Source organism: Aliiroseovarius lamellibrachiae, from assembly GCF_018599245.1.
In the GTDB taxonomy this organism is placed as follows: Bacteria; Pseudomonadota; Alphaproteobacteria; order Rhodobacterales; family Rhodobacteraceae; genus Aliiroseovarius; species Aliiroseovarius lamellibrachiae.
Map to the genome: position 1 here is coordinate 242,671 of NZ_JAHEVJ010000005.1, position 19,969 is coordinate 262,639.

Consider the following 19,969-nt stretch of genomic DNA (forward strand, 5'->3'; position numbering starts at 1 on the left):
GCTTTCAGCATTCACCCCGAGGTATTTTCGGCAAGAAAAAGAGGGCTATTGGGGGGAGGCACAGACTTTCTCATTCCGCGCGGCTGTGTTAGGGGCTGGGCATGAAACAGATGCCCACCAAAGACGAGATCCTGAAATGGATCAGCGACAATCCCACCCTGACCTCTAAGCGCGACATTTCTAAAGCGTTTGGGATCAAGGGGGCTGCGCGAATTGACCTTAAGCGGATCTTGAAAGAGTTGGAGGCCGAAGGGCATCTGGCCAAGCGCAAGAAAACCTATCGTGATCCAGAGGGATTGCCGCCGGTTTCTGTGTTGATGATCGGCGAGGCGGATGCGGATGGGGATCTGTTTGCCGAACCTTTGGAATGGCAGGGCGAAGGCGTGATGCCACGCATTCTGATGGTGATGAAATCGTCAGAAGCGGCGCTGAAAAAGGGTGATCGCATCTTGGGTCGGTTGACCAAAGTGGATGCTGAGGATCACAGCTATCAAGCGCGGATCATTCGCAAAATCGGTCATAATCCCATCACCATTCTGGGCCTGTTCCGGGCCAATGCCGAAGGCGGTCGCATTGTGCCGATCGACAAGGGGGCGGACCGCGAATGGGTGGTGCCAGCGGGTGCCGATGACGGGGCCAAGGATGGCGAATTGGTTGAGGCGCAGCAAACGGGGCCGAAATCTCGTATGGGGTTGCCGAAGGCCCGCGTGATCGCACGCCTTGGCGATCCAACAGCGCCGCGTGCTGTTAGCCTGATTGCGATTCATCAACATGGTATCCCGGATCGTTTCCCGGACAAGGTGATTTCAGAGGCGGACGCGCAGAAACCGGCGGGCTTAAAAGGCCGCGAGGATCTGCGCCATCTGCCCCTTGTGACCATTGATCCGCATGATGCGCGCGACCATGATGATGCGGTGTATGCCCATGCCGATGACGCCCCGAACAATCCCGGCGGGCATGTGGTTTGGGTGGCCATTGCCGATGTTGCCCATCACGTACAGCCCGGATCCGAACTGGATCATGAGGCGCGCAAACGGGGCAATTCAACCTATTTCCCGGACCGCGTGGTGCCGATGTTGCCGGACCGTTTGTCCGGCGATCTCTGTTCACTGCATGAGGGCGTTTCGCGCGCCTGTCTTGCTGTGCGCATGGTGCTTGACGCGAAGGGCAACAAGATCAGCCATTCGTTTATTCGCGGCTTGATGCTGTCGCATGCGTCGCTGAATTACGCCGAAGTTCAGACCGCTCAGGACGGGGCGCCGAACGAGAAATGCGCGCCATTGATGGAAGAGGTGATCGCGCCGCTTTATGACGCCTACGCCGCGACGAAACTGGCGCGCGCGGCCCGTCAACCGCTGGAATTGGACCTGCCAGAGCGCAAAATTGTGCTCGGCGAAGACGGCAAAGTTGCCTCGGTCAATTTTGCCGAACGCTTGGATGCACACCGGTTGATTGAGGAGTTTATGATCCTCGCCAATGTCGCCGCCGCCGAGGAATTGACCCGCCTGCAACGCCCTCTTTTGTTCCGGGTGCACGAAGAGCCCAGCCCGCAAAAGCTGGATGCATTGCGCGAGGTTGCGCAGGCGTCTGGGTTCACGCTCGCCAAGGGGCAGGTGCTGAAAACCCGGCATTTGAACCAATTGCTGACGCAGGCCGAAGGGTCAGAGTTTGACGAGCTGGTGAACATATCAACCCTGCGGTCGATGACGCAAGCCTATTACCACCATGAAAACTATGGGCATTTCGGGCTTGCGCTGCAATCTTACGCGCATTTCACCAGCCCGATCCGCCGTTATTCCGATCTGATTGTGCACCGGGCGCTGATCTCTGGTCACAATTGGGGCAAAGACGGGTTGTCGCCACAGGATATTGAGCAGCTTGAGGCCACAGCCGAGCACATTTCGCAAACGGAACGCCGGTCGATGGTGGCGGAACGCGACACCAATGACCGCTATCTCGCGTCCTATTTGTCCGAACGTGTGGGCAACGAATTTACCGGACGCATTTCTGGCGTTCAGCGGTTTGGGCTGTTTGTAAAACTCGATGAAACCGGCGCGGATGGGTTGATCCCCATCAGTTCCATCGGCACCGAGTATTTCCGGTTTGTCGAAGAAGAACAGCGACTGGTTGGCGAGCAATCAAACATCTCGTTGGGGGTTGGTGCGCGTGTGACCGTGCGTTTGGCGGAAGCCATTCCAACGACCGGCGGCCTGACGCTTGAGCTTTTGACGCTGGACGGAAAGGCGTTGCCGCGCCGTGGACGGGGCCGCAAGACCTATGTCGTGAGGCGGAAAGCCAACAAAGGGCGGCGGAAACAGGACAAAATCAAGCGCAAGATCACGAGAAAGTGAGAGCGAAGAACTTGGGAATTTTGCCCCCCGCCCCGTAGCATCCCAAAAGCTTGAGCCCGGAGGACCAGACCGTGACCCCCGCAGACCTGACCAATTTTGAAAATTGGCGTTCCGACTTTATTACCCGCGCCGAAGAGGAAGGGGTGTCGCCAAGGACCATCCGTTTGTTCCTGGAGCATAGCTGGCTATTGCCTGATGTATTGGAACGTCAGGAAAACCAGAAAGAAATCCTGTGGTCGGTGCGCGATTATCTGGACATTACGGTGTCGGATGAACGGGTGCGCAAAGGGCGCAAGGCGCTTCGGGCCAATCGCCCGCTGATGGCCGCTTTGGAAGAGAAATACCAGGTTTCCGCCGATGTCATTTTGGCGATCTGGGGGTTGGAAACCGGGTATGGTGCGGTGCGGGGCAGTTACGAAGTCCTGTCAGCGCTGGCGACTTTGGCCAGTCGGGGGAAGCGCACGGCGTTTTTTGAAAGCGAACTGATTGCGGCGCTGAAGATTGTGCAAAAGGGCCATATCGCCCCGCAAAACATGGTTGGATCTTGGGCCGGAGCCATGGGGCATGGGCAATTTATGCCGTCCAGCTATCTCGCCTATGCGGTGGATTTCGATGGGGACAAGCGGCGCGATATTTGGGGGACTGACCCGACTGATGCGCTCGCGTCGATTGCCAATTACCTGCATAAATTTGGTTGGCGCTATGGGCAACCTTGTTCGGAAGAGGCGTTTTTGCCCGCGGGATTTGATCTGTCGCTGACCGGGCGGGATCAACCGCGTGATGTTATGGAATGGGGCGCGCTTGGGGTGCGCCTGTCCAAAGGGCTGACGCCGTCAGATTATGGCATGGCCAGTTTGATTTTACCCGCAGGGGCGAATGGTCCTGCGGTTCTGGCCTATCAGAATTTCGATGTGATTTTGAAGTATAACAATGCACTTAGCTATGCGCTGTCGGTGGGGTGTTTGGCGCATCGCATTGGTGGCAATCAGAAGTTTTCACAACCCTGGCCTGAGGATCAGCGTATTTTGACCCGCGCCGAAATGCAGGACTTGCAACAGCGCTTGACGCACGCGGGTTTTGACACGCTTGGAGCCGACGGGTTGGCTGGGCCAAACACGCACCGCGCGCTTCGGGCGTTTCAGCAGGCAGAAGGGCTGCCCGCTGATGGTTTCCCATGTGGTGCGATGCTTGATCGGTTGATGGCCGTCGCCTAGCCGCTATTCAAATTCCATTTCGGAAAACACCTGACCCGCATTTTTTGTGGCCAGTTCTTTGAATGTGTCGTGATGCGCGTAGGGGGATTGGTCGACATAATAGGCGTCTTCCAGGGTGCCGCCATTTTCAATATGCTCGCCAATTTTGCCGCGCAGATGTTTGAGGTAGCCGATGGTGTGATCCTCGACCTGTGCCAGGTTCGTGGGGTGGCCGTGTCCAGGGATGATATAGGTTGGGTTTAGCGGCGCAAAAGCGGTTTCCCAAGTTTCAATCCAGCAGCTTGTGCAGGTGTCTGCAAAAATCGGTGGGATGCGGTTATGAAAAGCGATGTCACCAGCGATCATCATACCCTCAGCCGGGATCCAGACCTGCGTGTCACCGGGGCTGTGCGCCTCGCCGAGATGTAGCACTTCGATGGTGAACCGCCCCATCTCGATCACCTCTTTATCGTCAAAGGTGCGGGTTGGCCCCATCGGATCTGTGCCTTCCCAGTTTTCCTGCGCATAGCGTTTCATATTGGCAAAGAGCGCGCCGTTTTCTTCTTCAAAGCTCTCGGCGGCATCCACATGGGCGAGCACCTCAACCCCTTGGTCGATCCAGTAATTGTTGCCGAGCATGGCATGCCCCTGCCCGTTTTCATTGATCACCAGCTTGACGGGTTGGTCGGTGATCGCTTTGATTTCATCATGTAATGCCGCGGCCAGTTTGGCGTTGGCGCCTGCATTCACCACAATCACACCATCGCCGGTGACGATAAAGCTGAGGTTGTTGTTGTGCCCGGCATTTTCATATCCGGGAGGGGCCGTGGCGCCGATGGCCGACCACACATCCGGGATCACTTCGACGGGTTTTTCGTAAAGAACCGACCCGGGATATTGGTCTTTGATGTCTTCATCTGCAAAGGCTGGGGTGACCAAAAGGGCGATCAGAACGGCGGCGTGGCGGAGCATGGGGACCTCTTTGCTTCTCGTGTTAAGAAGAAACATAGGCGTATTTGCATGTGTTTATCCAGAGTTTTGATTTGCGCCCGTTGTTTGACAGATTCCGTGCCTCCGGCGGGGATATTTATGACAAGAAAAAAGGGGCACCGGTTGGGCACCCCTTCGTGACGTCACAGAGCATTTGTGGATCAGGCTTCTACGGACGCGCGAATGGCGCGGATGTTTTCGCCGTAGACGTCTGCGTTGGCAACAGAGCCGCCTTTAAAGACGGCAGATCCCGCGACCAGAACGTCGGCACCGGCCGCTGCCACCAAGGGTGCGGTTTCGGTGGTCACGCCGCCGTCGATCTGAATGTGGATCTCTCGGTCGCCAATCATCTCACGCACACGGCGGGTTTTCTCGACGCCGGAGTGGATGAATTTCTGGCCGCCAAAGCCTGGGTTTACGGTCATCAGGACAACCATATCGACCATATCCATCACATGTTCGATGCTTTCGACTGGCGTGCCGGGGTTCAGGCAAACCCCCGCCTTTACGCCTTGAGCTTTGATCGCTTGAAGGGTGCGATGGATATGGGGGCCAGCCTCGACATGGGCGGAAATCATATCGGCGCCCGCCTCGGCGTAGGCTTCGATATATTGATCCACTGGCGAGATCATCAGGTGCACATCCATGAAGGTGTTCACATGCGGACGGAACGCTTTTACCGCGGGGGGGCCAAAGGTCAGATTCGGCACAAAATGCCCATCCATCACATCCACATGCACCCAATCGGCGCCTTGGGCCTCGATGGCTTGGATTTCCTGGCCAAAATTGGCGAAGTCAGCAGACAGGATCGACGGGGCGATCTTGATGGAACGATCAAAAGACATTGGGTTCTCCGGCGTTGCGTGATGGGCGCGTTATAGCCGGAAATCGGCGAATGCGAAGGGGGAAAGCGGAGGGCGCGTCGAAAAGACAGGTTACCTTTCAGGCAATTCCGGATCACAGCCGGTGCCGCGCATACAGGATTTCATCTGATAGAGCATTTCCCCACGAGGATCGCCAAAGGCAAAACCACCGCAAGGGTTGGTTTCAAGCAGATAGCCATCTTTGGTTTGCTGAACAAATGCCAGATAGGTTTCACCATTGGTCAGGCTGGAACACCACGGGCCGTAGCATTGCACATTCACCGAGATTTCTTCACGAAATGGTAGCACAAAACCGCGCTTGGCTAGGCTGTGACCCTCTAGCCGGGCGGTGAACACATTGTCGGGCTTCACGTTTTCTTGATGTTCCCAATCCACTTTTGGCAGATTTTTGTCATCAAATTTCAGCGTTCCGACCACAACCAAATAGGGTTCAGACGCGGCTTGGGCGTCAATAAACGCCTGTGTCGCGTTGTAAGGCATACAAGACAGGGCAACCACCGGGGTGGCGAAACAGGTCATCAGAATCGTCGATAACACACGCATATCAATGGCTTTCTTGGGCTTTTGGGCGGCACTCATGCTGATCGAAATACTGAAGCTGAAGCGGCCGTTCAAAGGTTCGGCGCGAACCCTTTCACCACTTTAGCATAGATTTCGCGTTTAAAGGGAACGATGTTCTCGGCGACGTCATTTGCGCTCATCCATGCCCATTGGGAAAACTCGGGATGTTCGGTCGCGATATTCACATCCGCATCAGTGCCGTTGAAACGCAGAAGGAACCAGCGTTGTTTTTGACCGCGATAACGCCCTTTCCAAATCTTTGGCACGACATCATGGGGCAGATCATAGGGCAGCCAATCGTCCAATTCGGCCTCAACCGTGACCAGATCTGCGGTCACACCGGTTTCTTCCCACAACTCGCGCAGGGCGGCGTCACGCGGGTCTTCGCCCTCATCCACACCACCTTGCGGCATTTGCCACGCGGTTTTGGTGCCAAGCTTTGGCGCGTCCAGCCGTTGGCCGACAAAAACCTTCCCGTCGGCATTGGCCAGCATGATCCCGACACAGGGGCGGTACGGCAGTTTGGCGATCTCTTCGGCGGTCATTGTGCGGGTCATTTGGACATCCAATTCAAGCGTTCTGCCCTCTTGTTAATCGCCCCGTCTCAGAAATGCAAAAGGCCACCCGTCGCAGGGCAGCCTTTTGTGACATCACGCATGAAACACCCCGGTTGTCGGGGGCGTCACGCTTATTTCTGGGCCATCGCAATCGCTGACAGGCCTTTGATCAGATCCACAGCATAAGACAGCTGGAAATCATCGTCACGCAGCTTGGCCGCCTCTTCCGCCGCCTCGCGTTCATCTTCGATCTTACGGCGTTCGTCATCTGTCAGGCTGTCATTGTTCAGGCTGCCGCGCAGGTCAGCCTCTGACCGCGTGTTCTTAACCTCTTCCTCGCCGGTATCGGTGTCAGGGTGGCGTGGAGGTTGCTCCACCACAATATCAGGTGACACGCCCAGCGCCTGGATCGAACGGCCTGACGGCGTGTAATACCGCGCCGTGGTCAAGCGCATCGCGCCATTTGACGCCAGCGGCATCACCGTTTGGACCGAGCCTTTGCCGAAGCTTTTGGTGCCAACCACGATCCCGCGACGGTGATCTTGCAAAGCACCTGCAACGATTTCAGACGCAGAGGCGGACCCGCCATTGATCAGCACAACCATCGGCTTACCCTCGGCCAGATCACCAAGTTCGGCATTCACGCGTTCGCTTTCTGCGGCGTTGCGACCACGGGTCGAAACAATCTCGCCGCTGTTCAGGAACGCGTCAGACACCGCGATGGCCTGTGTCAGCAAGCCGCCGGGATTGTTGCGCAGATCAAGTACAAAGCCGTCGACCTTGTCGAAGCCGCCCAGCGCTTCGACCTCGCGCGCGAGCCCTTCGGACATGTTGGGGTAGGTTTGATCGTTAAATGTCGTCACACGCAGCACAACCGTGTTGCCCACGGTACGGGCGGTGGCGGCGGTCAGTTTGATGGTGTCGCGAATGATTGACACGTCAAAGGGTTCATCCACCCCTTCGCGCACCACGGTCACGATGATCTCGGAGCCAACCGGGCCACGCATCAAATCCACGGCATCATCCAGCGTCAGACCCAACAGGCTTTCGCCATCCACATGGGTAATATAGTCGCCGGTTTGCATCCCGGCCTTATCTGCGGGGGTGCCATCCATTGGGGTCACAACACGCACAAAGCCATCCTCTTGGGTGACTTCGATGCCCAAACCGCCAAAGGATCCACGGGTCTGAACCCGCATCGCGGCCGCGTCATCGGCGGACAGATAGCTGGAATGCGGGTCAAGCGAGCTAAGCATGCCATCAATCGCCGCTTCAATCAGATCTTTACTGTCGACCTCTTCCACATATTGCGCGCGAATACGTTCAAATACATCGCCAAACAGGTCGAGCTGTTCATACACCGTTCCCCCTTTTGCGTTGTCCTGCGCCAAAAGCGGGGCCGCGATTTGGGTGGTCAAAACAATACCTGCAAAGGTGCCCCCAAGGGCGGCCATCACGAATTTTTTCATCCGTTACTCTTCCTTACCTGTTGCGAACCAGTCAGCTGGGTCCACGGGTGTTTGATTATCTCTCAGCTCTATATAAAGCGTTTCCGACGCCTCGACGCCAGTTCCTTGCACAATATCAATCAAAAATGCTTGATCTTCGCCGATTTCATCCCCGGATGGGGCCTCGTTTGCGGCGAGATTGCCGGGCATCAGACCAACGGGCGCCCCTTGGGACAAAACCTCGCCAACTTCGCCAAACAATTGACCAAGCCCGGCCAGCACCAAAAGATACCCTTCGCCGGGTTCCAAAATAGCAACATTACCGTAATCCAAAAGCGGGCCAAGATAGCGGATCGTCGCAGGCCACGGCGTAGAAACCAGGGCCAGAGGGCGGGCCGCAACCACCCATCCAGGGCGTTTGATCCCTGCGGCGTCAGCATCATTAAACCCACGCAAAATCCGCCCAAGAACCGGCATATTCAGTCGCCCCTTCCCGGAAGGGAAATCAGACAAATCCGAACCCACATTGGTGGCCGGATCAGACAAAAGACCACTGGCAAAGGCGGCCAAAGTATCCGAACTTTCGATCAGCGACTGCATCGCCGCGTCGTTTTGCACAAAGCGGCGCGGCAACTCGGTGCGTGCGGCGATGGCTTGGCTCAATTCCGCCCGCGCGGTTTGTGCGCCCATCAACCCGGTTTTCAACGTGTCCACGGCGCCCTCTTGCAAGGATCGGATGGTGGCCAACTCCTCCAGTCCCGCCTTCAGCAATTCGGCCTGCTGTTGCAACGCCGGGGCCAATTCTGACAGGATCATGCCGGAACGGGCGGTGCCAATTGGGCCGTCCGGATGGATCAACAGCGCGGGTTCGGGCGCACGCTCAATCGTTTGCAACACGCCCAATAACTCAGACAGGCGCTCGCTTTCTGCGTCAAACGCACCTTGGATGGTCGCCTCACGCTGAGATGCACGGCGCAGGCCAGCCCGCAGCGCCGCCAGCCCGGTTTCATAAGCTTTCACCGTCTGGGTCAGCGCCGACACGCGATCTCGTGCGGATGTTGCATCCTCAAGTGCTGCGCCGGCCATTTCCAAAGCAATCATCGCCGCGCGCGCATCCGCCGTTGGCCCCGCTTGCGCAATGGCCGGTGTTGCGGATTGTGTCGCAGTCACGCACAGGGCCAGAATGACAAGGAGGCGACGGGAAAAGCTCACTTAATCAAGCTCACGCCGGTCATCTCATCGGGCTGTGGCAAGCCCATTAATTGCAAAAGCGTCGGCGCGAGATCCGCCAGACGACCAGAATTCAGCACCGCATCTTTTGGCCCACCAAACAGGATCACTGGAACAAGGTTGGTGGTATGCGCGGTGTGTGGCCCGCCGGTTTCGGGATCCACCATTGTTTCGCAATTGCCGTGATCCGCGGTGACAATCATCGCGCCCCCGACCTCTTCCAACGCGGCCATCACGCGGCCCAACCCTTTGTCCACCGCCTCGCACGCGGCCATCGCAGCCGCCAGATCGCCGGTGTGCCCCACCATATCGGGGTTGGCGTAATTGGTGACAATCAGGTCATAACCGTCGTGGATCGCGCCGACAAAATGATCGGTCACATCGGGGGCGGACATTTCGGGTTGAAGGTCATAGGTGGCCACTTTTGGACTTGCCGCCATATAGCGCACTTCGCCGTCCACCGGGGCCTCTTTGCCGCCGTTCAGGAAGAATGTGACATGAGGGTATTTCTCGGTTTCTGCGGTGTGGAATTGGGATTTCCCGTGTTTCGCCACCCATTCCGCCAGCGTGTTCACAATGTTTCGCTTGGGAAAACAGGTGGTCATATAGGCGTTATGCGCATCAGAGTATTGCACCATGCCCAAAATCGCGGCCAGCTTGGGGCGCGGACCTGTGTCAAATTCGTTAAAGTCAGGCTCGCCAATGGCGCGCAGGATTTCGCGGGCACGATCGGCGCGGAAGTTGATGAAAAAGAGCCCGTCGCCGTCTTTCATGCCGGCATAATCACCGATCACCACGGGGGCGATAAACTCGTCCGTTTCACCTTTGGCATAAGCCGTCGCGATGGCGATATCTGCGCTGGACGCGGCATCCCCTTTGGCGTTGACCATAACCTCATAGGCAAGGGCCACACGTTCCCACCGGTTGTCGCGATCCATCGCAAAATAGCGACCCACCACGGTGACAATATTGGCGCCTTTGGGCAGGGCGGCTTCAAATTCAGCCAGTTGATCGCGGGCCGAGGAGGGCGCCACATCTCGTCCGTCGGTGATCGCGTGAATGGCAACCTCAAGCCCCGCATCTGTTAAGGCCTTTGCCGCGGCCAACATGTGATCTTGATGACTGTGCACCCCGCCGGGGCTGACCAGACCGGCCAGATGCGCGGTGCCGCCAGATGCTTTCATCTTTGCAATAAAGTCGCCCAGCGCGTCGTTGTCAAAAAACGATCCATCCTCAATCGCCAGATCAATTTGCCCAAGATCCATCGCCACCACACGGCCTGCGCCAATGTTGGTGTGACCCACTTCTGAATTGCCCATTTGCCCGGTAGGCAGGCCCACATCGGGGCCGTGGGTGATCAGGGTGCTGTTTGGACATGTCGCCATCAACCGATCAAAGTTTGGTGTGTTGGCCAAAGCGGGCGCATTGTTTTCGCGGCCTTCGCGCAGCCCCCAACCATCGAGAATACACAGAACGACGGGTTTGGGCGTGGTCGTTTTGGGCGTGATCATGGGGAAATCCTTGCGCGGAATGAATGTTTGCTTGGCTCTTTATTTATGGCGATGCGACGCACAACGCAACGGCTGAGCATATCGAACGGGCGGCTGGGGCGCTGCCCCTCTGCTTTCAGCATTCACCCCGAGGTATTTTTAGCAAGAAAAAGGGGGGATCACACCCGGTGATACGGCCCGCCCGACAGGATCGACGCGGCGCGGTAAAGCTGTTCGGTCAGCATGGCGCGGGCCAGCATGTGGGGCCAGACCATTTTCCCGAAAGACAATGAGGCGTCGGCGCGGGCGCGCAAGCTGGGATCAATCCCATCTGCGCCGCCGATGACAAAGGCCACATCTTGTCGGCCATCGTCGCGCCAGCGGGCGATCATTTTGGCTAAATCGGGCGAGGACATCAGTTTTCCACGCTCATCCAGCGTGCAAATCAGCGCGCCTTTTGGAATGGCGCGTTCCAAAAGCGCGGCTTCGGGCTTCATGCCGCCGCCCTTTTTATCCTCAACCTCAAGGATTTTCGCCGGGCCAAGCCCCAAGGGCCGCCCGGTACGATCAAACCGTGAGAGATAGTCATCGATCAAATCACGTTCGGGGCCGCCACGAAGGCGCCCCACAGCGCAGATTTGCACGCGCATCTGACTTAGCTCTCTTGGTCGGTCACTTCTGTGGGCACATCTATTGGCCCAGCAGGCGACATGCCCGGTTCCATCCACATTTTCTCAAGTTGATAGAATTCGCGCACTTCGGGACGGAATACGTGGACAATAATGTCGCCAGTATCGATCAGCACCCAATCGCCCTGATCTTTGCCTTCAAGCTTGGGGAAAACCCCGAACTCGATTTTCAGCTTGGCGGACAATTTTTCCGAGATCGCCGAGACCTGACGGGTTGAGCGACCAGAACAGACCACCATGTGATCGGCCATTTCGGACTTGCCTTGCAAGTCGATCACAACCACGTCTTCGGCTTTGTCTTCGTCGAGTGTGCTGAGGATAAACGCAAGCAATTCGCTTACGCTGAAACTTGGGGTATCGGTCATGGCCGCGTCCCCTGATGAGTGTTGAGCGGCGGCATCGTTGCCAGCCAATGTTTCGCGAGACAGGACATAGTCCTCCTAGTGTGGCGCGCCGTTGCGCCCCGATTGCGCCCCAAAACGGGGCATAGACGAATCGTAACACCCAATTGTTACGATCTCAATGACGGGCGGTCATACATCACCAAACAGGGATGCAAAAGGGCCACGCCACATTCTTGCCACCAAATTGCGATACCCAAGGGGAAAGACACAGTAAAGGTGAGGTCCGCGATGGACGAAACACGGACGCCCCAGACGACCAATGATGCCCCACAAGCAGAGAGCGCGCCGGATGAAACCATTGCGGCTGTGCGCGCGTTGATGGAAGGGGCGAAAACACCTGCACCGGACGCCTCGGTGCGCGACAGATCGGTTTCTGCCCCCAACGCTGCCCAAAACGACCCACATGTCCTGCAACATGCCGGCCCCGAGCGGGAGGACGCGGAACCGCGCCCTGAGACAGTGGTGCCGTCGCCCACCCCGCGCCCTGCCCCCCGATCGCTTTTACGAAAAATTGCCGGGGAAAGCCGTGAGGTGCTTGGCCTGCTTTTCAAATTCGCATGGCAGCTTTTGCGCCACCCCATGACCCCAAAGGTTATGGCGGGCCTGGCCTGTCTTGCCCTATTCCTGTTGTATCCACTCTTTGCGACGATCCTATTGTTTGTCACGGTGATGGCGGGCGTGATTGTCTATCTTTCCGTCGGCCCCGAAGACGTTGAACGATTTGCCATGCGGCGGTTTGAAAAGTTGCGTGTGCGTGACCCCGAACGGGCGGAACGGTTGCGTCAGCGCGCCATTCGCGTGGTTGGGGTGATGAACAGCGTGATTGATCGCCTGCCAGAGCGTTGGACATCCGGGCTGTATCTGCCAGATTTCGATGGCACGAATGAGCAGCCCGAAAAACTTCAATCCGACCCTTTTGAACGGTTGGATGGTTTGGGCGAAACGACGATTATGTCTGCTCGAGATCTAAATCTTCTGGAGCGTCCTTCAAAACGCGAACCTCGCGCTGAGGGAAAGGAATATCGATACCGGCGTCTTTGAACGCATCCCAAAGCGCCAGATAGACATTGCCGCGAATATTGGTCAGCCCGCCGGTGGGATCATCAATCCAGAAGCGCAGGATGTAATCCACGGACGAGTCGCCAAAGCCGACGATGTGACAGACGGGTGGACGGAAACTGAGCACGCGATTCACGGATGTCGCCGCCTCGATCGCGACGCGACGCACCTCGTGTGGGTCATTGGAATAGGCCGTGCCGAAAAAGATATCGAGCCGCACAAAGGAATTGGTGTGGGACCAATTGACCACCTGCCCGGTGATCAGATCCTCGTTCGGGATCAGGTATTCGCGGCCATCGCGGGTGACGACAGACACATAACGCGCGCCCAATTGCTGGATCCAGCCAAAGGTTTCGCCCAGTGAAATCACATCTCCCGGCTTGATGGATTTATCCAAAAGGATGATCACGCCCGACACGAGGTTTGAGACCACCTTTTGCAAACCAAAACCAAGGCCCACACCAATGGCACCGGACAGGACCGCAAGCCCGGTCAGATCCACTCGGACCGCTTTGAGCCCGATGAAAAACGCCGCGCCGTAGAACAGCAGTTGAATGAATTTCACCGCCAGAACCTGCATTGAAGGCGAGATGTCTTCGTTCTTCTGGATCTGCTCTGCTGAACTTCTGCTAAAGATCCGAGCCACAGCAAAAAGTGCTGCGGTGATCACCACCGCACGGATGATATCAAGCAGAGAGACGCGGAAATCCCCCATTGAAATCGCAAGATTATCAAACACTTGTGACATTTCATCGGTCAGGCCGAGGTAATAAAGCGTGACATAGATCCACATGCCCCATTTTGTCGTCCGCCGCAGAACGCGGTTTTCAACAATGAATGTGGCCAACCCGACAAACACCCAGGCCGTGGCGAGGGTACAGGCCACGCCGATCAGATAGGATCGCGACGGCCATGTCAGTTCTCGCATGAGTGACGTCACGGTCCACGCCAGCACCACAAAGATGATCATCGGGAGCCGCCGGCGCACATGAACCGCAAATCGCAACCGGCGTTTTGACCAGCCTTCGTGACTGCGCACCCAATCGGCGTATTTCGGTTCAGCGATACGCCCTATTGCCCAGGATATTCCGATCAGGGCAACGATGATTGCAACCTGATACAGGCGCCAGGTCTGGGTCAGGCTCAGCAGGAAACTGCCAGCATCATCAAACAAAGCCACAAGCTGATCGCGCAATGTCAAAACGGTTTCATGAATTTCGATTGGCGCTTCTGGGGGTTGGGATGCGATTGTATCTTGGGTGTCTGCCTGCTCCATGAGTTTAGTTTTGCACGCGGATCCCGGCACGTCCAGAGCCAGAACGTCCTTTACATTCCCTAAGGCAGCCGCCCGCGCGCAGCCTCTTGCCCCAAACCGTACAAAAGAGTATCTCATCCTCATGACTCGGATTTTTGACATGGATGACCACGCGTTTTTGCCGTGGCGCTTTTACGGCGCCACCAAAGCCGTGCTTGCCCAACTATAAGCCACCGCGCCGAAACGCGCGGAGCATGAGCCTATGTATTGGGCGCATGGTCCCTGTCTGATCACATCACAAACCAACGATATCCACGGAGAGCGCTTATGACCGCCCCGAAGACACTCTATGATAAAATCTGGGACGCACATGTGGCCCACGAAGCCGAAGACGGCACCTGCCTTTTGTATATCGACCGCCATCTGGTGCACGAAGTGACGAGCGCACAGGCGTTCGAAGGCCTGCGTATGACCGGCCGCAAAGTGCACGCGCCGGACAAAACCATCGCTGTGCCGGACCACAATGTGCCCACCACAGCCGGTCGCGAAGACCCCGCGCAGATGACCGAAGAAAGCCGCATTCAGGTGGCCGCGCTCGACACCAACGCCAAAGAATTTGGTGTGCATTACTATCCGGTGTCCGATGTGCGTCAGGGCATCGTGCACATCGTTGGGCCTGAGCAAGGTTGGACCCTGCCCGGAATGACCGTTGTGTGCGGCGACAGCCACACCGCAACCCACGGCGCGTTTGGCGCGCTGGCCCACGGCATCGGCACATCCGAGGTGGAGCATGTTCTGGCGACGCAAACGCTGATCCAGCAAAAGTCAAAGAACATGAAGGTTGAGATCACCGGCAAACTGATGCCCGGCGTGACCGCCAAAGACATCACCATGGCGGTGATTGGTGAAACCGGCACTGGTGGTGGCACCGGTTACGTGATCGAATATTGCGGGTCGGCCATTCGCGATCTGTCGATGGAAGGTCGCATGACCGTTTGCAACATGGCGATCGAAGGCGGCGCGCGCGCGGGTCTGATTGCCCCGGATGAGACCACATATCAATACTGCATGGGTCGTCCGCACGCGCCGAAAGCTGCGCAGTGGGAACAGGCCGTGGCCTATTGGAAAACGCTCTTCACCGACGAAGGCGCGCATTTCGACAAGGTTGTGACCATCAAAGGCGAAGACATCGCCCCTTGCGTGACCTGGGGCACCTCGCCCGAAGACGTGCTGCCGATTTCATCCACCGTACCCGCACCCGAAAGCTTTGAGGGCGGCAAAGTCGACGCCGTCAAACGCGCACTGGATTACATGGGTCTGGAAGCCGGTCAAAAGCTGACCGACATTGAGATCGACACCGTCTTTATCGGATCCTGCACCAACGGCCGCATCGAAGACATGCGCGCCGTGGCCGAGATTGTGAAAGGCAAAAAGATCAAAGACGGTATCCGCGCGATGATCGTGCCGGGATCGGGCCTTGTGCGCGCGCAAGCCGACGAAGAGGGTCTGTCAGAGATCTTTGAAGAGGCCGGTTTTGAATGGCGCCTTGCAGGCTGCTCCATGTGTCTGGCGATGAACCCTGATCAGCTGTCTGAGAATGAGCGCTGCGCGTCCACGTCAAACCGCAACTTCGAGGGGCGTCAGGGATACAAAGGGCGGACGCACCTTGTGTCGCCTGCCATGGCCGCCGCCGCCGCCCTTACCGGCCGTCTGACTGACGTTCGTGATTTGATTTAAGGAACCATGACGATGGAAAAGTTTGAAAAACTTCAAGGGATCGCGGCCCCTATGCCGCTGGTGAACATCGACACGGATATGATTATTCCGAAGGTGTTTCTAAAATCAATCAAACGCACCGGCTTTGGCGCGAACTTGTTTGATGAGATGCGGTTTAACCGTGATGGCACCGAGATCGAAGATTTTGTGCTGAACAAACCCCAGTACCGCGACGCGGAAATTCTGGTGGCCGGTGACAACTTTGGCTGTGGCTCGTCGCGCGAACACGCGCCTTGGGCGATTGCAGATTTCGGTATCAAATGCGTGATCTCCACCTCTTTCGCCGACATCTTTTTCAACAACTGCTTCAAGAACGGCATCTTGCCGATTGTCTTGCCGCAGGCCGAAGTTGATCTGTTGATGTCGGACGCGGAAAAAGGGTCAAACGCACGGATGACCGTGGATCTGGAAGCCCAGGAAATCACCACGTCCGAAGGTGACGTTGTGAAGTTTGACGTGGATGCGTTTAAAAAGCACTGCCTGCTCAACGGGCTCGATGACATCGGGTTGACGATGGAAAAGAAAGCGTCGATTGATGCTTTTGAGGCACAGGCGTCCGCCGCGCGCCCTTGGGTTTAACCCCAGATCTGAGGCAAGGTTAACGACCAGTTTGCCGTTACACAGATGAGAAATCAGGGGGCGGGTCCAATTGGCCCTGCCCCATTTTCGTTGCAATGATGATGCAATGAAGCACCAGTTCTTCCCTAAAAAAATCTAAAATATGAAGCCAAATTAACCCATTACTTGCAGATCCCCGCTTATAAGGGCATCCTAAAGGCTAATGAGGCAACCGCCATGAGGCGGGGATCAACATCGGAACAAGGGCGCGGCATCGTATCGCTCCCGTCCAAGGTTGAGGGTAGAGCAGTGGTTTCTAGACTGACAGGCGCATTTCTGCGTGCAATTCTAATGGTGGCCGTGATCATCATGCCGTCGTTGATGGTGCCCGGCACCAACAGTGATACGGCACAAATCGTGGCGTTGCTGGCGCTGTGCGCCGGTGCGCTGACGCTGTTTGAATATGCCTCCACCTATCCCGGTTTGGTCGAGTTTCGCGACGCCCCCCCCTTTAACCGCATCCGGTTTTTCAGCCTGTTTGCGATGCTCTTTTGCTTGTCGATTGTGGCGCGGGGACAAACGAACCCCACCACCGCAACCGAATTTGTGACCGTCATTGGCACCCTGATCGGCCAAGCCATCGACTTTCCCTACAGCCCTGTGCGGTTGATTGTGCTGATGCTCCCCGAAGGGGCCAGCAACGCGGATATCGCCGCGCTGCGCACCGCGGCGGGCATGACCTATCTGATTTCGCTTCTGTCGCTGGTCATCTTTGTGGTTGCCTTGCGCACCAGCCGCTGGCCTGCCAAAGGATCCGCGTTTAACGTGTGGGTCAACTTGCCAACCTTTGACCCAACCGCTGGCGGAGATGTGGTCACCCGGCTGGAGCGCGACGCTCGCTTCAACATTGCCCTTGGATTTCTGTTACCCTTCCTGACACCTGCGGTCATTCAGGCCGCTTCCTCGCTCTTTGGCTCGGTTTCCGTGGCCAATGACCAAACGATGATCTGGACAATTACCGCATGGGCCTTTTTGCCATCCAGCCTGTTTATGCGCGGCATCGCCATGGGGCGGGTCGCCACAATGATCAGCACGGAACGCCAGAAAAACACGCGCACCAGCAAAGAAGACGCCTTGGTGGCTGTCTAACTTTACTGGCCGCGATCGTATGGGGGGGGCTGGCGCAGTCCGACACCCTGCGGTTGGCCAGTTTTGATGTGGAGCTGACCCGCAAAGGTCCGGGGCTTTTGCTGCGTGATATCCTGAAAGGCAAAGACAAACAGATTGCCGCTGTGATTGATGTGATCACCCAAGTGTCCCCTGATGTTTTGGTGCTTCAGGCCTTTGATCATGACCTGGAAAACCGCACGCTAAGGGCTTTTCAAACGACCTTGGAGGTCGCCGGTCATAAGATGCCCTATATTTTTGCCGCCCGTCCCAACAGTGGCCTGGCATCGGGCTTGGATCTGGACGGAGATGGCAAGCTGAACACCCCGCGCGACAGTCAAGGATATGGCAATTTCACCGGGCAAGGCGGAATGGCCGTGCTGTCACGTTTTCCTTTGGGTGAGGTGCGCGATTTCTCAGATTTTCTGTGGCGGGATTTACCGGGGGCGATGTTGCCGACACATGCGGATGGCAGTCCGTTTCCCTCGGCCAACGCGCAAGCCGCCCAGCGCCTCAGCAGCGTGGCGCATTGGGATGTGCCTGTGGATTTACCCAACGGACAAACGCTCAACCTGCTGACCTATCATGGGTCCACCCCGGCGTTTGACGGGGATGAGGATCGCAATGGAAGACGCGGCGCGGATGAGGCACTGTTTTGGACACATCTTCTGGATGGCACCTTGCCATATCCCGCGCCAACCCCGCCTTTTGCCATCATCGGGCAGGCCAATATCGACCCAAAAGATGGCGACGGACGGCACGAAGCCATCACCACTTTGCTAAGCGATCCCCGCCTGATCGACCCCATCCCCAAGGGCGCCGAAGGCACTGATACCGCGGATTGGAGCGCGATCGGAGTTGGCAAATTACGCGCCAGTTACATCCTGCCGTGGGCCGCAGCCGACGTGAAAGACGCGGGCGTTTTCTGGCCCCGGCCCGACACCCCAATGGCGAAGATTGCCGAAACGGCATCGCGCCATCATCTGATCTGGGTCGATATCGCGTATTAACACGCGAAATGCGCCGCCAAACCCCCTGTCTTTCTTGACGCTTGCACGCCAAACCGCTAGGCCAAACGGCGACAAATGCAGTGCAAGACATGCAAGGATACGCGACATGACCAACCCTTCCCTCCTCATCCTCGCCGGCGACGGCATCGGCCCCGAAGTGATGGCCGAAGTGCGCAAAGTGATCTCTTGGATCGGCGACAAACGCGGCGTGACATTTGACGTGGACGAGGACCTTGTTGGGGGGTGCGCCTATGACAAACACGGCGTGCCGTTGGCCGACGAGACCATGGCGCGCGCGCAAGAAGTGGACGCGGTATTGCTGGGCGCCGTGGGCGGACCTGCCTATGATGATCTGGACTTTTCAGTGAAACCAGAACGCGGCCTGCTGCGGCTGCGCAAGGAAATGGACCTTTTCGCCAACCTGCGCCCCGCACAATGTTTTGATGCACTCAAGGATTTCTCATCGTTGAAGCCGGAATTGGTGGCTGGTCTCGACATTATGATCGTGCGCGAGCTGACTTCGGGTGTGTATTTCGGCGAACCCCGCGGCATCTTTGAAGAAGATGGCCAGCGGGTCGGCATCAACACCCAGCGTTACACCGAAGCCGAAATTGAACGCGGTGCGCGTGCGGCTTTTGAATTGGCGATGAAACGGGACAAGCGCCTGTGTTCGATGGAAAAAGCCAACGTGATGGAATCGGGCATCCTGTGGCGGGACGTTGTGATCGAGGTGTCCAAGGACTACCCCGAGGTTGAGCTGAGCCACATGTACGCCGACAATGGTGCGATGCAATTGGTGCGTGCGCCCAAGCAGTTCGACGTGATTTACACCGATAACCTGTTTGGTGACATCCTGTCCGATTGCGCCGCGATGCTGACCGGATCTTTGGGCATGTTGCCCTCTGCCTCGCTTGGCGCACCGATGGCAAATGGCCGTCCGAAAGCGATGTACGAACCCGTACATGGATCGGCCCCGGACATCACCGGCCAAGGCAAAGCCAACCCCTGCGCGTGCATCCTCAGCTTCGCGATGGCGCTGCGCTATAGCTTTGACATGGGGGCCGAAGCCGATCGTCTGGAAGCGGCCGTCGAAAAAGTACTGGCCGATGGTGTGCGCACCGGTGATTTGCTGAATGAGGCCGGGGTGAAACCGGTTTCGACCAGCGAAATGGGCAATGCGGTGATCGCAGCATTGGACGCCAGCCTGTAATCTTGATGGCACCGTATGGCACCGTCGTTTTCTGGGCCTCTGCAAGATGCGGGGGCCCATTTTTATTGACGCGGGCTTCGGTTGATTTTGAGACACCAAATAACGCCCAATAACAAGGCAAACGCCCCGCGAAGCAC

18 protein-coding genes are annotated in these 19,969 nt (G+C 57.1%); 8 read left to right on the top strand and 10 right to left on the bottom strand.

Features of this window, described 5'->3' with window-relative positions; translation table 11 throughout:
* The first annotated feature begins 101 nt into the window (after positions 1-101).
* Both rnr and KKW20_RS10840 read left to right on the top strand, forming a co-directional pair.
* Positions 102-2,351: a ribonuclease R gene (gene rnr, locus KKW20_RS10835; RefSeq protein WP_214567887.1), complete on the top strand. Its 2,250-nt coding sequence runs from the start codon at positions 102-104 to the stop codon at positions 2,349-2,351.
* Between the two features lie 71 nt (positions 2,352-2,422).
* A complete protein-coding gene (locus KKW20_RS10840) occupies positions 2,423-3,565 on the top strand; it encodes a lytic murein transglycosylase (protein WP_343207580.1) in 1,143 nt (380 codons plus the stop codon).
* Between the two features lie 3 nt (positions 3,566-3,568).
* On the opposite strand, the gene KKW20_RS10845 is transcribed toward KKW20_RS10840, so the two are convergent.
* The 9 genes from KKW20_RS10845 to rsfS form a co-directional block, all read right to left on the bottom strand.
* Positions 3,569-4,516 (bottom strand): MBL fold metallo-hydrolase, encoded by a 948-nt coding sequence (locus tag KKW20_RS10845; protein ID WP_214567888.1) that lies wholly within the window; start codon positions 4,514-4,516, stop codon positions 3,569-3,571.
* Positions 4,517-4,695: 179 nt separating this feature from the next.
* The gene (rpe, locus tag KKW20_RS10850) at positions 4,696-5,379 is read right to left on the bottom strand and encodes a ribulose-phosphate 3-epimerase (protein WP_214567889.1); all 684 of its coding nucleotides are present in this window, start codon (positions 5,377-5,379) and stop codon (positions 4,696-4,698) included.
* 90 nt (positions 5,380-5,469) lie between these two features.
* Positions 5,470-5,997 carry a hypothetical protein gene (locus KKW20_RS10855; protein WP_214567890.1) on the bottom strand — a complete coding sequence of 176 codons (528 nt, stop codon included), beginning with the start codon at positions 5,995-5,997 and terminating at the stop codon, positions 5,470-5,472.
* A gap of 32 nt (positions 5,998-6,029) precedes the next feature.
* Positions 6,030-6,524 carry an RNA pyrophosphohydrolase gene (locus KKW20_RS10860; protein WP_214567970.1) on the bottom strand — a complete coding sequence of 165 codons (495 nt, stop codon included), beginning with the start codon at positions 6,522-6,524 and terminating at the stop codon, positions 6,030-6,032.
* A 143-nt stretch (positions 6,525-6,667) separates the two neighbouring features.
* The gene (locus KKW20_RS10865; protein WP_214567891.1) at positions 6,668-8,005 is read right to left on the bottom strand and encodes a S41 family peptidase; all 1,338 of its coding nucleotides are present in this window, start codon (positions 8,003-8,005) and stop codon (positions 6,668-6,670) included.
* Positions 8,006-8,008: 3 nt separating this feature from the next.
* A complete protein-coding gene (locus KKW20_RS10870) occupies positions 8,009-9,154 on the bottom strand; it encodes a murein hydrolase activator EnvC family protein (RefSeq protein WP_343207581.1) in 1,146 nt (381 codons plus the stop codon).
* Between the two features lie 38 nt (positions 9,155-9,192).
* A complete protein-coding gene (gene gpmI / locus KKW20_RS10875; protein WP_214567893.1) occupies positions 9,193-10,725 on the bottom strand; it encodes a 2,3-bisphosphoglycerate-independent phosphoglycerate mutase in 1,533 nt (510 codons plus the stop codon).
* Positions 10,726-10,883: 158 nt separating this feature from the next.
* Positions 10,884-11,354, bottom strand: coding sequence for a 23S rRNA (pseudouridine(1915)-N(3))-methyltransferase RlmH (rlmH, locus tag KKW20_RS10880; RefSeq protein WP_214567894.1), 471 nt, complete (start codon positions 11,352-11,354; stop codon positions 10,884-10,886).
* Positions 11,355-11,359: 5 nt separating this feature from the next.
* Positions 11,360-11,758, bottom strand: coding sequence for a ribosome silencing factor (rsfS, locus tag KKW20_RS10885; RefSeq protein ID WP_214567895.1), 399 nt, complete (start codon positions 11,756-11,758; stop codon positions 11,360-11,362).
* A 267-nt stretch (positions 11,759-12,025) separates the two neighbouring features.
* On the opposite strand from rsfS, the gene KKW20_RS10890 reads away from it, so the two are divergent.
* Positions 12,026-12,838 carry a hypothetical protein gene (locus KKW20_RS10890; RefSeq protein WP_214567896.1) on the top strand — a complete coding sequence of 271 codons (813 nt, stop codon included), beginning with the start codon at positions 12,026-12,028 and terminating at the stop codon, positions 12,836-12,838.
* Here the strand turns inward: KKW20_RS10890 and KKW20_RS10895 are convergent.
* A complete protein-coding gene (locus KKW20_RS10895) occupies positions 12,747-14,132 on the bottom strand; it encodes a mechanosensitive ion channel family protein (protein ID WP_214567897.1) in 1,386 nt (461 codons plus the stop codon). The two genes, KKW20_RS10890 and KKW20_RS10895, sit on opposite strands and share 92 nt — an antisense overlap.
* A 306-nt stretch (positions 14,133-14,438) precedes the next feature.
* Here KKW20_RS10895 and leuC point away from each other — a divergent pair, with 306 nt between their 5' ends.
* The 5 genes from leuC (at position 14,439) to leuB (ending at position 19,832) form a co-directional block, all read left to right on the top strand.
* Entirely contained in the window at positions 14,439-15,848 is a 1,410-nt protein-coding gene (gene leuC, locus KKW20_RS10900) for a 3-isopropylmalate dehydratase large subunit (protein WP_214567898.1), read from the top strand.
* A 12-nt stretch (positions 15,849-15,860) separates the two neighbouring features.
* Complete coding sequence (gene leuD, locus KKW20_RS10905; protein ID WP_214567899.1) at positions 15,861-16,466, top strand: 3-isopropylmalate dehydratase small subunit; 606 nt, start codon at positions 15,861-15,863, stop codon at positions 16,464-16,466.
* Positions 16,467-16,682: 216 nt separating this feature from the next.
* The gene (locus KKW20_RS10910; RefSeq protein WP_425514267.1) at positions 16,683-17,594 is read left to right on the top strand and encodes a hypothetical protein; all 912 of its coding nucleotides are present in this window, start codon (positions 16,683-16,685) and stop codon (positions 17,592-17,594) included.
* A 53-nt stretch (positions 17,595-17,647) separates the two neighbouring features.
* Positions 17,648-18,622 (top strand): endonuclease/exonuclease/phosphatase family protein, encoded by a 975-nt coding sequence (locus KKW20_RS10915; protein WP_343207582.1) that lies wholly within the window; start codon positions 17,648-17,650, stop codon positions 18,620-18,622.
* Positions 18,623-18,728: 106 nt separating this feature from the next.
* A complete protein-coding gene (gene leuB, locus KKW20_RS10920) occupies positions 18,729-19,832 on the top strand; it encodes a 3-isopropylmalate dehydrogenase (protein WP_214567901.1) in 1,104 nt (367 codons plus the stop codon).
* Positions 19,833-19,969 lie beyond the last annotated feature (137 nt).